The sequence below is a fragment of the Achromobacter sp. 46006 genome (assembly GCF_059761975.1).
Window position 1 is genome coordinate 1 of sequence record NZ_JCBANN010000020.1, and the last position, 14721, is coordinate 14721.

Annotated in this window: 10 protein-coding genes and 1 pseudogene; 8 read left to right on the forward strand and 3 right to left on the reverse strand. The window is 68.2% G+C overall.

What is annotated here, in order from left to right; all coding sequences use genetic code 11:
* Together AC6LKG_RS12220 and AC6LKG_RS12225 are read right to left on the reverse strand one after the other, a co-directional pair.
* Positions 1-506 (reverse strand): annotated as a pseudogene (locus AC6LKG_RS12220) (efflux RND transporter periplasmic adaptor subunit); the annotation flags it as partial.
* An 83-nt stretch (positions 507-589) separates the two neighbouring features.
* The gene (locus AC6LKG_RS12225; protein WP_498164711.1) at positions 590-1540 is read right to left on the reverse strand and encodes a LysR family transcriptional regulator; all 951 of its coding nucleotides are present in this window, start codon (positions 1538-1540) and stop codon (positions 590-592) included.
* Between the two features lie 128 nt (positions 1541-1668).
* Between AC6LKG_RS12225 and AC6LKG_RS12230 the strand changes: the two genes are divergently transcribed.
* Together AC6LKG_RS12230 and AC6LKG_RS12235 are read left to right on the forward strand one after the other, a co-directional pair.
* On the forward strand, positions 1669-2823 hold the full coding sequence (locus AC6LKG_RS12230; protein WP_498164712.1) for an FAD-dependent oxidoreductase: 1155 nt from the start codon (positions 1669-1671) through the stop codon (positions 2821-2823).
* A gap of 70 nt (positions 2824-2893) precedes the next feature.
* Complete coding sequence (locus AC6LKG_RS12235) at positions 2894-3700, forward strand: hypothetical protein (RefSeq protein ID WP_498164714.1); 807 nt, start codon at positions 2894-2896, stop codon at positions 3698-3700.
* A gap of 19 nt (positions 3701-3719) precedes the next feature.
* On the opposite strand, the gene AC6LKG_RS12240 is transcribed toward AC6LKG_RS12235, so the two are convergent.
* Positions 3720-4970: an NnrS family protein gene (locus tag AC6LKG_RS12240; RefSeq protein ID WP_498164716.1), complete on the reverse strand. Its 1251-nt coding sequence runs from the start codon at positions 4968-4970 to the stop codon at positions 3720-3722.
* Positions 4971-5211: 241 nt separating this feature from the next.
* On the opposite strand from AC6LKG_RS12240, the gene AC6LKG_RS12245 reads away from it, so the two are divergent.
* From AC6LKG_RS12245 to narI, 6 genes are all read left to right on the forward strand, one after another.
* The gene (locus AC6LKG_RS12245) at positions 5212-6471 is read left to right on the forward strand and encodes an MFS transporter (protein ID WP_498164718.1); all 1260 of its coding nucleotides are present in this window, start codon (positions 5212-5214) and stop codon (positions 6469-6471) included.
* A gap of 24 nt (positions 6472-6495) precedes the next feature.
* Entirely contained in the window at positions 6496-7881 is a 1386-nt protein-coding gene (locus tag AC6LKG_RS12250; protein WP_498164719.1) for a NarK family nitrate/nitrite MFS transporter, read from the forward strand.
* 148 nt (positions 7882-8029) lie between these two features.
* Complete coding sequence (locus AC6LKG_RS12255; RefSeq protein WP_498164720.1) at positions 8030-11785, forward strand: nitrate reductase subunit alpha; 3756 nt, start codon at positions 8030-8032, stop codon at positions 11783-11785.
* Positions 11782-13344 carry a nitrate reductase subunit beta gene (gene narH, locus AC6LKG_RS12260; RefSeq protein WP_498164722.1) on the forward strand — a complete coding sequence of 521 codons (1563 nt, stop codon included), beginning with the start codon at positions 11782-11784 and terminating at the stop codon, positions 13342-13344. The genes AC6LKG_RS12255 and narH overlap by 4 nt, the downstream gene beginning before the upstream one ends.
* A gap of 14 nt (positions 13345-13358) precedes the next feature.
* Positions 13359-14006, forward strand: a complete 648-nt coding sequence (narJ, locus tag AC6LKG_RS12265; RefSeq protein ID WP_498164724.1) for a nitrate reductase molybdenum cofactor assembly chaperone — start codon at positions 13359-13361, stop codon at positions 14004-14006.
* Positions 14007-14023: 17 nt separating this feature from the next.
* Entirely contained in the window at positions 14024-14707 is a 684-nt protein-coding gene (gene narI, locus AC6LKG_RS12270) for a respiratory nitrate reductase subunit gamma (protein ID WP_498164726.1), read from the forward strand.
* Positions 14708-14721: the final 14 nt, after the last annotated feature.

Consider the following 14721-nt stretch of genomic DNA (forward strand, 5'->3'; position numbering starts at 1 on the left):
GCGTAGCTGCGCACCTGGGCCTCGGCGGTATCCAGTTGCTGCGCAGCCACTGCTTCCTGGCGCGCCAGTTGCCGGTAGCGGCGCAGGTCGATCTCGGCATTGCCGAGCAGCGCCTCGACGCGCGCCAGTTCGCCTTCGGCCGCCGCCAGCGCCGCCTGGTAGGGGCGCGGATCGATCTCGGCCAGCAACTGGCCGCGGCTGACCGCCTGGCCTTCGGTGTAGTGCAGGCGTTGCAACTGGCCGTCCACCTGGCTGCGCAGCACCACCTGCGCCAGCGGCGTGATGGTGCCCAGCGCGTGCAGGTCGCGCGGCAGCGGGCCGCGGCGCGCGGCGGCGACGGCGACGGCCACCGGTTGCTGGGCGTAACGGGGAATGGCGGCGGCGGGTGGACCTTGCAGGGCGTAGCGCCAGATAGCCCAGCCGGCCAACGCGGCCACGGGCAGGAGGGCGGCCAGCGCCAGCCGCCGGCGCAACACAGCGGGGCCCGTGGAAGAAGGCAAGGGCATCTCGGTACTGCCGGGGGGTAAGTTGGGGACAGCACGGATTCTAGCTGAATAATAATGATTAGCGTTTTTGTATCAGCTTTTCGTCAGATTGGATGCGGCCTCCTGTGGTCGGAGTTGCCGCTGGCGCCCAGGCCGGCCTCGGCCAGGCGCTGCTGGATCAGATCCAGCAGCGCCCGGGCCCGCGCGCTGACCGACTGTCGGTGGCTGTAGACGCCAAGCAATTGCAGCGGCGCGGGTTGCAGGTCCAGCGGCACTTCGCGCAGGCGGCCGGTGGCAAGGTCTTCCTGGCATGAGGCGGCCGCCAGGATCGCGAAGCCGATGCCCTGGCGCGCGCCCACCAGCGCCAGTTCGCCGCTGTTGACGCGATAGCGGCTGCGCACCGGCACCTTGACGATGTCACCGGCCGCGTCCACGAATTGCCAGGGCATGCCCTTGAGCGCGCTCAGGGTGGTGATGCAGGGCAGCGCCTTGAGCTGGCGCGCCTGGCGCGGTGCGCCGACGCGGGCCAGCAGCGCCGGCGCGGCGACGACGAGGCTGGGCAGGATGGCCAGTTCACGGGTGATGAGGCTGCTGTCGTCCTGGCGGCCGCGATGGAACACGATCGACAGATCGACGTCCTCGCGCAGGGCGTCGAGGCCGTCGAGGCGGGTGTCGCAGGCCAGATCGATGCCGGGGTGGCGATCGCAGAATTCCGCCAGGATCGGGGCCAGCAGCCGTGGCGCTTCGCCCGGCATGCACAGGCGTAGCGGTCCGCGCAGTTCCTGCCTGGCCGCGCCCAGTTCCTCCTGCGTGGCGTCCAGGCTGTCCAGCAGCGGCTTGGCCCGCTGGTACAGCAACTGGCCGGCTTCGGTCATGCGCAGGTGGCGGGTGCTGCGTTCCAGCAGCCGCACGCCCAGCCGCCGCTCCAGTCCCGCGACGTGGCGGCTGACGTTCGATGACGGCATGGCCAGCCGCCGCGCCGCGCCCGCGAAACTCTGTTCATCCACCACCGCCGCGTACACGCGAACGCTGTTCAGATCCAGGGCCTGGCCCATGATTATCCCGTTTGTGATATGAAAAGAACCCATTTTTCCATACTAGTTCTCGTACCCGGCGGAATCTACGATGCGGATCCTGTGCGCGGCGTCGGGCCGGCACGCGGAATTTGAAGCAAGGATTCAGCATGGATATCGGAATACTGGGAGGCGGGATCGCCGGCCTGAGCGTGGCGCTCGCGCTGCATCGGTCGGGGCACCGGCCGCGGGTCTACGAACGCGGCGCCGCGCCCGCCACGATGGGGGCCGGCGTGACGCTATGGCCCAATGCGGGCTGCGTGCTCGACCGGCTCGGCCTGCTGCCGGACATCGCGGCGCTGGGGGGAAAGCCGGTGGCGATGCGCCGCTACGACCCCGCGGGCAATGCCTTGGGCGGACTCGACATCACGGCGCTGGATCGCCTGATGGGCTACCCGACCCATACGATCCTGCGCCGCGACCTGCTGGCCGTGCTGCTGGCGCACACGGCGCGCGCCGGCATCGCGGTCGACTACGGCCATCGCGCCGTGGCGATCGAGCCGGGCGATGATGGCCGCGCCACGGCGCGGTTCGGCAACGGCGCCGCCATCCGGCCGGATCTGCTGATCGGCGCGGATGGCCGCATGGAATCGGTGGCGCGTCGGTTCGTCGTTGGCGACAACACGCCGGTCTATCAGGGCTTCGTGAACTGGATCGGCGTGGCGTCCGGACCGGGCCTGGCCGATGACATCGCCATCCGGGACTATTGGGGGATTGGTGAGCGTTTCGGGTGCGTCGCGGTGCGGCCGGACCTGGTCTATTGGGCGGGGGCCGAGACCCGGCCGCTGTCCGCCGCCACGCAGGGGGCGGATGCGCGGGCGGAGGTCGCCGGCATTTTCGCTGGCTGGGCCGAACCGGTCGCGCGCCTCATCCAGGCGACGCCCGCCGACGCCGTGCGCCTGATCGCCGTGCATGACCTGGACACGCCGGCGGTCTGGCATCGGGACAATGTGCTGCTGGTGGGCGATGCCGCGCACGCGCCGTTGCCGACCTCGGGCCAGGGCGCGTGCCAGGCGCTGGAGGATGCCTGGCACCTGGGCCAATGCCTGGCGGCCGGGCCGCGCGACCTGGAGGCGGCGCTGGCCGCCTTCACCGCGATCCGCCAGCCCAAGACCGCGGGCTTGACCGAGCTGGCCCGCGTCCATGCGCGCGGCCTGTTCGAGCGCGATCCGGAGGTCTGCCGCCTGCGCGACCAGCAGGCCCGGGCGGCCGACCCGGCGGTGGCGCTGCGGGGTTTGGCCAGCGCCTGGGGCGAGGGGCTGTGAACGGGGATAATACGGTTTTTCAGCCAGTTTCCGCCCCGGCGCGCGCCGGGCCGCTCATAGGGTTTCATCCATGCAAGAACATACCTCCGCCGCCGCGCTGATCGACGCGCTGCGCACCGACCGCGCCGCGTTGCAGTTGTGGCAAACCGTGGCGCGCGAGTACCAGGGCAAGCATGCCGAGGTGCTGGCGCCGCTGGAGGTCACCGAGATCGAGCTCAAGGCCAGGCTGGTGTTGTGCTTCGACCATGCCGCCAGGCAGAAGGAGCTGACCAAGACGGAACGCCAGCTTGTGTGCGAGATCGCCGCGCAATTGGGGCAGGAGACGCTGTACTCGATCCTGCTGGATGGCACGCCGGCCGAATGCGACATCGAGCGCCTGAAGGCGGTCTACCGCAAGCACAGCGGTTCCGACATCGACGCCGAAGTGGCCGAGGAACGCGAGGCCGAGGCGGCCGAGATGGCCGCCTCCGCGCAGGCCCAGGCAGACGCGCCCGCCACCGCCGCGACGTTCGCGCCGGACGCGCTGGCGCAGGCCGAGGCCTTGCTGGCGCTGGGGCCGGATGGCCTGGACGGCGTGGCCGAAGACAAGCTGGCGCTGGCCATTCCCGTACTGCGGGAGCAACTGGCCGCCGTCAACCGCGAGCTGGCCGCGTTCGAACGCGACTTCAAGGCCGAATACCGCTTCGATCCGGAGCAGCCGATCGACCCGGCCGACCTGATGGAAGACCTGGAGGCGGAAATCGCCGACGTGCAGGAATACATCGGCGAGCTGGAGTTCGAGCTGTCGCAGTTCGTCGACATGCAGCAGCTCAAGGCCTGGCTCAAGGCCATGAAGAAGCAACTGGACGCGACCCGCCGGCGCGAAGCGCGCGGCTGAGGCTGGCGCGGCCCGTATTTCAGGGCGCCCGGCGCGGTCCGGCGGGCACGATCTTCATCATCGGCGCGGCCGGCTTGGCCGCGGCGTCGGCGCGCGGCCGGATCATCCACGGGAAGAATCGCCACAGGTACAGCCCGAATCCCAGCGCCCAGGCGCCGGCCGACGCATGCAGCAGTCCCAGCGTGGCGCCGGTCGGCACCAGGGCGGCCAGGCGCAGCAGCGCCGCCAGGATCACCAGGGCGTAGCTCAGCACCATGCTGCGGTCGGCGCGCAGCGGCCGGCCCAGGTGGCCCATCGCCGTGCGCGTGGCCATGCCGATGATCAGCACCGAGAACCCGGCCACGCCGATGACGTGCGCCGGCCAGGCGGGCCGGGCCACGTAGCCGGCCAGTTGCGCCGCGCCCGCCAGCAGGCCGAGGCCCAGGCCCAGGTAGCCCACGTACAGGATCCACAGCAGCGGCACGCGGCGCGCGGCCCAGGGCTTCCAGGCCAGCCACTGCGCCAGCGCCAGGACGCCGCTGACCGCGAGCAACAGCGCGGCGGCGCCGGGCGCGCCGGCCAGCAGGCAGGCAATCGCCAGTACGCCGGCCCCTAGCTGCCAATGACCGCTGCGGGTATGAGGGGGAATTTCCAGGCCGGCGACGGCGCGCCTGGCGAAGAACGGCAGCACGCGGCGCGCGATCAGCAGCGTCAGCACCGCCATCACCAAAAGGCCGGTGTTGAAGTAGCGCATCAGCGCCAGGTAGTCGCCCGCCAGCGCGGCGCGCAGGTACAGCGCGTGGGCCGCGGCCAGCGCCAGCAGCAGCAGCGGCACGCCGTAGTTGCGGCGGTTGCGCGTGCTCCAGACGGCGCGCGCCAGCGCGGCGGCCGCCCACAGGAAGAACAGCAGGTCGGCCGTGGCGGCGACGGTGAATGCCGTCATGCCGGGCGCGAGGTAGGCGCCGCGCGCCGCCAGCCAGACGGCGCATAGCGCGGCCAGGGGACCGCCACGCAACGGATTGCGGCCGGTCCAGTTGGCGCCGGCAGTCATCAGGAAACCCACTGCGATGGTGCCCACGAAGCCCCACAGCATCTCGTGCGCGTGCCAGGGCATGGCGGTCAGCACGCCGGTCAGCCGGGCTGGCGCGAACACCCACAACAGCACCGACAACAACGCCCAGGCGCAGCCGGCCAGGTACAGCGGGCGAAAGCCCATTTCGGTGAAGGCGCGCCAATTCGGCCGCGCGGCACCGTCGGCGGCGGGTTCTTCCAGGGTGAGCAGGGTGGACATGATGGCCTTTGAGGGGTGGCCGGCGGAACGGCCTTGAATGTGTATTTGAAATACATATTAACGCCACCGGACGCTTTCGGCCCATCTCGCGGATTTGATCCCGCGCAAACGCGGCGGCTTTTCCGGGGTGACTAGTCACATCGGCGGCGCCGATATGGTCGGCCGGCGAATGGTGGCGGCAGGCGCGGATGCCTAGGCTTGGGGCTGTCGAATTCCGTGTGCAAAAAAAGCGAGAACCACCATGGCATCAACCCACCCCTCGGCCAGCGCGCCCATGCGGGTCCTGGTATCCAGCACCTTCGCCTTCACCATCTGCTTCGCGGTATGGATGATCTTCGCGGTGCTGGGCATTCCCATCAAGACACAGCTCGGCCTGTCCGAGACCGAATTCGGCCTGCTGGCCGCCATGCCGGTGCTGACCGGCTCTCTGGTGCGCGTGCCGCTGGGCATCTGGACCGACCGCTACGGCGGCCGCCCGGTGTTCTTCGTGCTGATGCTGCTGGCGGTGGCGCCGATCTGGCTGCTGTCCTATGCCACCGAGTACTGGCAGTTCCTGGTGCTGGCGCTGTTCGTGGGCCTGACCGGCGGCTCGTTCTCGGTCGGCACGCCCTACGTGGCGCGCTGGTTTCCGCGCAACAAGCAGGGCCTGGCCATGGGCGTGTTCGGCGCCGGCAATTCGGGCTCGGCCATCACCAAGTTCGTGGCGCCGGCGCTGATCGCCGCCGCCGGCGGCGCCTGGGTTATCGTGCCGCAGGTCTACGCGGTGGCCTTGCTGGTGACGGCGATCCTGTTCTGGCTGTTCTCGGCCTCGGACCCGTCGCACCGCGTGGCCGGCGGCGCTTCGCTGCGCGCCCAGTTCGCGATGCTGAAAGACCCGCGCGTGTGGCGCTACTGCCAGTACTACTCGGTGGTGTTCGGCGGCTACGTGGCGCTGGCGCTCTGGATGACCAAGTACTACATCGGCGAATACGGTTTCGACATGAAGCTGGCGGCGCTGCTGGCCGCGTGCTTCTCGCTGCCGGGCGGCGTGCTGCGTGCCATGGGCGGCTGGATCTCGGACCGCTACGGCGCCTACAAGACCACCTGGTGGGTGATGTGGGTGTGCTGGGTGGCGTTCTTCATCCTGAGCTATCCGCAGACCCATTTCACCGTCATGACCACCGGCGGCCCGCGCCAGTTCGACATCGCCCTGGGTCCGACCAGTTTCACCATCCTGCTGTTCATCGTCGGCATCGCCATGGCGATCGGCAAGGCCTCGGTCTTCAAGTTCATCTCGGATGAGTTCGGCCAGAACATCGGCGCGGTCTCGGGCATCGTCGGCCTGGCCGGCGGCCTGGGCGGCTTCATCCTGCCGATCCTGTTCGGCGTGCTGCTCGACCTGACCGGCGTGCGCTCCAGCGCCTTCATGCTGCTGTACGGCACGGTCTGCGTCTCGCTCATCTTCATGCATTTCAGTTTCCGGCCCGAAAGCGCCGCCATCGCGCGGCGGCAAGCCGCCTGACCCCTGACCCAACCGGAGAACCCTATGTCTTCCCATGTCCTGGCGCGCTGGGAGCCGGAAAACCCCGGCTTCTGGCAACAGACCGGCGCCCGCATCGCCAACCGCAACCTGTGGATTTCCATTCCCGCGCTGATGCTGGCGTTCAGCATCTGGATGCTGTGGAGCGTGGTGGTGGTCAATCTCGACCGCGCCGGCTTCATGCTGTCCAAGAACCAGATGTTCTGGCTGACCGCGCTGCCGGCGCTGTCGGGCGCCACGCTGCGCATCTTCTATTCGTTCCTGGTGCCGGTGTTCGGCGGCCGCAAATGGACCGCGATCTCGACCGCCTCGCTGCTGATCCCGGCGCTGGGCATGGGCTTCGCGCTGCGCGACCCGACCACCTCGTTCCCGACGCTGCTGATCCTGGCGCTGCTGTGCGGCCTGGGGGGCGGCAACTTCAGCTCCAGCATGGCCAACATCAGCTTCTTCTTTCCCAAGGACAAGAAGGGCCTGGCCACGGGCCTTAACGCGGGCATCGGCAACCTGGGCGTGTCGCTGGTGCAGTTCGTGGTGCCGGTGGTGATCTCGATGGGCGTGTTCGGCGCCCTTGGCGGCGAGCCGCAGACGATTACCGCCGGCGGCGTCCAGCGCAGCCTGTGGCTGCAGAACGCCGGCTTCATCTGGGTCATTCCCATCGCGCTGGCCTCGCTGGCGGCGTGGTTCGGCATGAACGACATCGCCGACGCGCGCGCCTCGTTCGCCGACCAGGCGGTGATCTTCAAGCGCAAGCACAACTGGCTGATGTGCTGGCTGTACGTGGGCACCTTCGGCTCGTTCATCGGCTTCTCGGCGGGCTTTGCCATGCTGACCAAGACGTTGTTCCCGCAGGTCGACCCGACCACCTATGCCTTCCTGGGCCCGCTGGTGGGCTCGCTGACCCGGCCGGTGGGCGGCTGGGTCTCGGACAAGCTGGGCGGCGCCCGCGTCACGCTGTTCACCTTCGTCGGCATGATCGCCGCGGTGCTGGGCGTGATGATGTTCCTGCCGCTGAACGGGCAGGGCGGCGACTTCAACGGCTTCCTGGCCATGTTCATCGTGCTGTTCGCGCTGACCGGCGTGGGCAACGGCTCGACCTTCCGCATGATCCCGGTGATCTTCCTGCGCGAGCGCACCCAGGCCGCGCAAGGCAAGGGCGCGGCCGCGCAGAAGCAGGCGCTGACCGACGCGGCGCGCGAATCGGCCGCGGTGCTGGGCTTTTCCGGCGCCATCGGCGCCTATGGCGGCTTTTTCATCCCGCGCAGCTTCGGCACCTCGCTGGAGCTGACCGGCAGCGCCCAGGCGGCCCTGTATTGCTTCATCGGCTTCTACGCCACCTGCGTGCTGATCACCTGGTGGTACTACGCGCGCCGCAACGCGCCGGTGCCCTGCTGAAGCGGGGCTGGCCGGGGTGACTAGTCACTCTGCCGCGCCCGCCCTGTGCCACCGGCGAATGGTCGGCGCGGCGGGCGACCACTAAAGTGATTTTGACAGCACGGATTGCAGTACGCGCCGGCGGGGCCGGCGCTCTTGGAGAAACGCAATGAGTCATTTTCTGGACCGGTTGAAGTTCATGTCGCGGGTGAAATCCACCTACGCGGACGGTCACGGGGCAGTGGTCAATGAAGACCGCAAGTGGGAAAACGCCTATCGCGCCCGCTGGCAGCACGACAAGGTGGTGCGCTCGACCCACGGGGTCAACTGCACCGGCTCGTGCTCGTGGAAGGTCTACGTCAAGAACGGCCTGATCACCTGGGAGACCCAGCAGACCGACTACCCGCGCACCCGCCCGGACCTGCCCAACCACGAGCCGCGCGGCTGTCCGCGTGGCGCGTCCTATAGCTGGTACGTGTATTCGGCGCAGCGCGTGAAGTACCCGATGATGCGCGGCCGCCTGATGGAAATGTGGCGCGAGGCGCGCAAGACCATGGACCCGATCGCGGCCTGGGAATGGATCAGCCAGGACCCGGCGCGCGCCAGGCGCTACAAGTCGGTGCGCGGCCTGGGCGGCTTCGTGCGCACGGACTGGGACACGGCGACCGAGATGATCGCCGCCGCCAACGCCTACACCATCAAGAAGTTCGGCCCCGACCGCCTGATCGGCTTTTCGCCGATTCCCGCCATGTCGATGGTCAGCTACGCCGCCGGCGCCCGCTACCTGAGCCTGCTGGGCGGCGCCTGCCTGAGCTTCTATGACTGGTATTGCGACCTGCCGCCGGCCAGCCCGCAGATCTGGGGCGAGCAGACCGACGTGCCGGAATCGGCCGACTGGTACAACTCGACCTACCTGATGGTGTGGGGCTCGAACGTGCCCCAGACCCGCACGCCCGACGCCCACTTCTACACCGAGGTTCGCTACAAGGGCACCAAGACGGTGGCGGTGTCCAGCGACTTCGGCGAAATGGTCAAGTTCGGCGACATCTGGCTGGCGCCCAAGCAGGGCACCGACGCCGCGCTGGCGATGGCCATGGGCCACGTCATCCTCAAGGAATTCCACCTGTCGGGCGCCTCGGCCTATTTCCGCGACTACGTGCGCCGCTACACCGACATGCCGATGCTGGTGCTGCTCAAGGAGCGCGACGGCTTTTATGCGCCCGACCATTTCCTGCGCGCCTCGCAGCTTGACGGCGCGCTGGGCGAGCAGAACAACCCCGACTGGAAGACGCTGGTATTCGACGACACCAGCGGCGACCTGGTGGCGCCCAACGGCAGCATCGGCTTTCGCTGGGGCGAGGGCGCGGTCAACGGCGGCGAGAAGGTCGGCCGCTGGAACCTGGAAGCGCGCGACGGCGGCAGCGGCCGCGCCATCGAGCCGCGCCTGAGCCTGCTGGACGGCGCCGATGCCGTGGTCGGCGTGGGCTTCCCGTACTTCGGCGCCGAGCACGACGAACTGCTGGTGCGCAATGTGCCGGTGCGCCGCATCCGCCTGGCCGATGGCAGCGAGGCCCTGGCGGCCACGGTGTACGACCTGCAGATGGCCAACTACGGCCTGGATCGCGGCCTGGGCGGCGGCAACGTGGCCACGTCCTATGACGACGACGTGCCCTACACCCCGGCCTGGCAGGAAAAGCACACCGGCGTGCCGCGCGCGCAGGTGATCCAGGTGGCGCGCGAGTTCGCCCAGAACGCCCACGATACCGAAGGCAAGTCGATGGTCATCGTCGGCGCCGGCCTGAACCACTGGTATCACATGGACATGATCTACCGCGGCATCATCAACATGCTGATGATGTGCGGCTGCGTCGGCAAGAGCGGCGGCGGCTGGGCCCATTACGTGGGTCAGGAAAAGCTGCGCCCGCAGTTCGGCTGGGCGCCGCTGGCGTTCGCCTCCGACTGGGCGCGCCCGCCGCGCCAGATGAACGGCACCTCGTTCTTCTACGCCCATACCAGTCAGTGGCGCCATGAAAAGCTCAACGTACAGGAAGTGCTTGGCCCGACCGCCGACCGCGGCCGCTATGGCGACCTCAGCATGATCGACCTGAACGCCCGCGCCGAGCGCATGGGCTGGCTGCCGTCGGCGCCGCAGCTGCGCACCAATCCGCTGGACCTGACCGCGCAGGCCGAAGCCGCCGGCAAGGACCCGGTGGCCCACGCCGTCGAGCAGCTCAAGTCCGGCGAACTGCGCATGTCCTGCGAAGACCCGGACGATCCCGCCAACTTCCCGCGCAACATGTTCGTGTGGCGCTCCAACATCCTGGGCTCCAGCGGCAAGGGCCACGAGTACTTCCTGAAGTACCTGCTGGGCACGCAGAACGCGGTGTTCGGCGACGAGGCCGACGCCATCAAGCCGGTCGAAGTCACCTACCAGGAAGACGCGGCCGAGGGCAAGCTCGACCTGCTGACGGTGCTGGACTTCCGCATGAGCACCACCTGCCTGTACGGCGACATCGTGCTGCCGACGGCCACCTGGTACGAGAAGGACGACCTCAACACGTCCGACATGCACCCCTTCATCCACCCGCTGAGCGAAGCTGTGCAGCCGCTCTGGGAAAGCAAGACCGACTGGGAGATCTACAAGCTGCTGGCCAGGAAGTTCAGCGACATCGGCGGCCCCTACCTGGGCAAGCGCCGCGACCTGGTGCTGACGCCGCTGATGCACGACACCCCGGGGGAACTGGGGCAGGCCTTCGAACCCAAGGACTGGAAGCTGGGCGAATGCGACCTGGTGCCGGGCAAGACCGCGCCCAACATGACCGTGGTCGAGCGCGACTACAACGACATCTACCGCAAGTTCACCTCGGTCGGTCCGCTGCTGGACAAGCTGGGCAACGGCGGCAAGGGCATCAACTGGAACACCGAGCACGAAGTGGGCGAACTGGCCGGCATCAACGAGCGCGTGGCCGAAGCGGGCGTGAGCCAGGGCCGGCCGAGGCTGGACAGCGCCATCGACGCCGCCGAAATGATCCTGACCTTCGCGCCCGAGACCAATGGCCACGTGTCGGTCAAGGCCTGGGAGGCGCTGGGCAAGATCACCGGCCGCGACCACACCCACCTGGCGGTGGGCCGCGAGCACGACAAGATCCGCTTTCGCGACATCCAGGCGCAGCCGCGCAAGATCATCTCGGCGCCGACCTGGTCGGGCCTGGAAAGCGAAGAGGTCAGCTACAACGCCGGCTACACCAACGTGCACGAGCTGATCCCATGGCGCACCCTGACCGGCCGCCAGCAGTTCTACCAGGACCACCGCTGGATGCTGGATTTCGGCGAGGGTTCGTGCGTCTACAAGCCGGCGATCGACACCAAGACCGTGGCGCCGATGCTGGGCCGCTATCCCAACGGTGAGAAGGAGCTGGTGCTGAACTGGCTGACGCCGCACCAGAAGTGGGGCATCCACAGCACCTATTCCGACAACCTGCGCATGCTGACGCTGAGCCGCGGCGGGCCCCACGTGTGGATCTCCGAGGCCGAGGCCAAGCAGGCCGGGCTGGTCGACAACGACTGGGTCGAGGTGTTCAACGTCAACGGCACGCTGACCGCGCGCGTCGTGGTGAGCCAGCGCGTGCCGGTCGGCATGTGCCTGATGTACCACGCCCAGGAAAAGATCGTGAACGTGCCGGGCGCGGAAACCAGCGGCAAGCGCGGCGGCATCCACAACTCGGTGACGCGCACCGTGCTCAAGCCGACCCACATGATCGGCGGCTACGCCCAGCAGGCCTACGGCTTCAACTATTACGGCACCGTGGGCGCCAACCGCGACGAATTCGTGGTGCTGCGCAAGATGAAGAAGGTGGACTGGCTGGAAGGCCCGCTGGTCGAGGATCCCGCCGCCCAAACGCAACAGGAAGAGAAGCAATCATGAGGATACGCGCCCAAATCGGCATGGTGCTGAATCTGGACAAGTGCATCGGCTGCCACACTTGCTCGGTCACCTGCAAGAACGTCTGGACCAGCCGCGACGGCGTCGAGTACGCCTGGTTCAACAACGTCGAGACCAAGCCCGGCATCGGCTATCCCAAGGAATGGGAGAACCAGGAGAAATGGCAGGGCGGCTGGCGCCGCACGGCGGCGGGCAAGCTGGAACCGCGCCAGGGCGGCAAGCTGCGCATCCTGGCCAACCTGTTCGCCAACCCGAACCTGCCGCAGATCGACGACTATTACGAGCCGTTCACCTTCGACTACGAGCACCTGAAGAACGCGCCGCTGTCGCAGACGCCGCCGACGGCGCGCCCGGTGTCGGTGCTGACCGGCAAGAAGATGGACAAGATCGTCTGGGGTCCGAACTGGGAAGACGACCTGGGCGGCGAATTCGCCGCGCGCAGCCGCGACGCCCTGTTCGAGGGCGTGCAGAAGGAGATGTACTCGACCTTCGAGAACACCTTCATGATGTACCTGCCGCGCCTGTGCGAACACTGCCTGAACCCGGCCTGTGTCGCCAGTTGCCCGTCGGGCTCGATCTACAAGCGCGAGGACGACGGCATCGTGCTGGTCGACCAGGACAAGTGCCGCGGCTGGCGCATGTGCATCTCGGGCTGCCCGTACAAGAAGATCTACTACAACTGGCACAGCGGCAAGGCCGAGAAGTGCACCTTCTGCTATCCGCGCATCGAGGCCGGCCAGCCGACCGTGTGTTCGGAGACCTGCGTCGGCCGCATCCGCTACCTGGGCGTCATGCTGTACGACGCCGACCAGATCGAGCGCGCCGCCGCCGTCAGCAACGAGCAGGACCTGTACGAGTCGCAGCTGGACCTGTTCCTGGACCCGCATTCGCCCGAGGTGATCGCCGCGGCGCGCGAGCAGGGCATCCCGGAATCCTGGCTGGAAGCCGCGCGCCAGTCGCCGGTCTACAGGATGGCGGTGGAGTGGCGCGTCGCCTTCCCGCTGCATCCGGAATACCGCACGCTGCCGATGGTCTGGTACATCCCGCCGCTGTCGCCGATCCAGACCGCGGCCGAGGCCGGCAAGATGCCGCAGCGCACGCTGGGCAAGAGCGCCATGATCCCGGACGTGGCCAGCCTGCGCATCCCGGTGCGCTACCTGGCCAACCTGCTGACGGCGGGCAAGGAAGCCCCGGTGCTGCAGGCGCTGGAGCGGATGCTGGCGATGCGCGCCTACAAGCGCGCCGAGACCGTGCATGGCGAGCGCGATACGGCCCTGCTGGAGCAGGTCGGCCTGTCGGAAGAAACCGTGCAGGACATGTACCGCGTCATGGCGATTGCCGACTACGAGGACCGCTTCGTGGTGCCCAGCAGCCACAAGGAAATCGTCGAGGACAGCTTCAACGAGAAGGGCAGCTGCGGCTTCACCTTCGGCAACGGCTGCTCGGGCGGCGTCTCGGAAGGCACGCTGTTCGGCCGCAAGCCGCAGGGCAGCGAGATCTTCATCGACATGCCGAAGTCGCGCAAGAAGGCCGCGGCCTGAGACGGGAGAACACCATGAGCCTCTATCGCCTGCTTTCCGCGCTGCTCTGCTACCCCGAACAGGAACTGCTGGACGCCCTGACCGAGGTCGAGGCCGCGCTGGCCGCCTATCCGGAAGCCGAGGAGACCCTGCAACCGCTGGTCGGCCACCTGGCCAGCCAGGACCTGATCGCGCTGCAGGAAGCCTACGTCGCCACCTTCGACCGCAACCGCGCCCATTCGCTGCACCTGTTCGAACACGTGCATGGCGAAAGCCGCGACCGCGGCCAGGCCATGGTCGACCTGCTCGAGACCTACCGCCAACACGGCTTCGAGCCGGTGGTGTCGGAACTGCCGGACCACGTGCCGCTGTTCCTGGAGTTCCTGGGCGTGATCGACCCGGCCGTGGCGCAGGACCTGCTGGACGACGCCATCCACGTGCTGGCCGCCATCGGCGCGCGCCTGGCGCGCAACGAGAGCCCCTACGCCAGCGTCTTCGTCGTGCTGCGCGGGCTGTCGCGGGTCACGCCACGCGAGCAGAACGCGCCGCCGGTGCGCGACATGGACGAAGCCATGGAGACCTTCGGCGCCGGCGCCGACGGCGTCGAACCGCTGCTGCGCCCGTTCTCGGGCGACGGCGCGCAGGCCGTGCGCTTCTATCCCCGGGCGCCGGTCACCCGCTAATTTCCAGGAAACGCATCATGAATTCCCTGAACCAGTTCTTCTTCGGCATCTATCCCTACATCGCCCTGACGGTGTTCCTGCTGGGCAGCCTGGCGCGCTTTGAGCGCGAGCAGTACACCTGGAAGACCGACAGCTCGCAATTGCTGCACCGCGGCCAGCTGCGGCTGGGCAACATCCTGTTCCACGTCGGCATCCTGGGTCTGTTCTTCGGCCACCTGGTCGGCTTGCTGACTCCGGTGGCGGTGTGGGACACGCTGGGCGTGTCGCACACGCTCAAGCAGACGGTGGCCATGGTGGCCGGCGGCGTCATGGGGGGGCTGTGCCTGATCGGCCTGCTGATCCTGATCCACCGCCGCCTGAGCGACCCGCGCATCCGCAAGACCACCCGGCCCGGCGACAAGCTGTTGCTGGGTTGGATCCTGGCGACGCTGCTGCTGGGCCTGTCGACCATCGCGCTGTCTGCCGGCCACATGGACGGCGAGATGATGGTGCGCCTGATGCACTGGGCGCAGCACATCGTCACCTTCCGCAGTGGCGCCGCCGACTTCGTGGCCGAGGTGCCGACGCTGTTCAAGGCGCATTTGTTCATGGGCCTGACGCTGTTTGTGATCTTCCCGTTCACCCGCCTGGTGCACGTCTGGAGCGGCTTCGCGTCGCTGGGCTACCTGGGCCGGGCCTGGCAACTGGTGCGGCCGCGCTGAGCGGCAAGGAGCTC

Bases quoted from the DNA above. Each gene is read 5' to 3' on its own strand.
- AC6LKG_RS12225 (WP_498164711.1), bottom strand. From the start codon at position 1,540: ATGGGCCAGGCCCTGGATCTGAACAGCGTTCGCGTGTACGCGGCGGTG.
- AC6LKG_RS12230 (WP_498164712.1), top strand. From the start codon at position 1,669: ATGGATATCGGAATACTGGGAGGCGGGATCGCCGGCCTGAGCGTGGCG.
- AC6LKG_RS12235 (WP_498164714.1), top strand. From the start codon at position 2,894: ATGCAAGAACATACCTCCGCCGCCGCGCTGATCGACGCGCTGCGCACC.
- AC6LKG_RS12240 (WP_498164716.1), bottom strand. From the start codon at position 4,970: ATGTCCACCCTGCTCACCCTGGAAGAACCCGCCGCCGACGGTGCCGCG.
- AC6LKG_RS12245 (WP_498164718.1), top strand. From the start codon at position 5,212: ATGGCATCAACCCACCCCTCGGCCAGCGCGCCCATGCGGGTCCTGGTA.
- AC6LKG_RS12250 (WP_498164719.1), top strand. From the start codon at position 6,496: ATGTCTTCCCATGTCCTGGCGCGCTGGGAGCCGGAAAACCCCGGCTTC.
- AC6LKG_RS12255 (WP_498164720.1), top strand. From the start codon at position 8,030: ATGAGTCATTTTCTGGACCGGTTGAAGTTCATGTCGCGGGTGAAATCC.
- narH (WP_498164722.1), top strand. From the start codon at position 11,782: ATGAGGATACGCGCCCAAATCGGCATGGTGCTGAATCTGGACAAGTGC.
- narJ (WP_498164724.1), top strand. From the start codon at position 13,359: ATGAGCCTCTATCGCCTGCTTTCCGCGCTGCTCTGCTACCCCGAACAG.
- narI (WP_498164726.1), top strand. From the start codon at position 14,024: ATGAATTCCCTGAACCAGTTCTTCTTCGGCATCTATCCCTACATCGCC.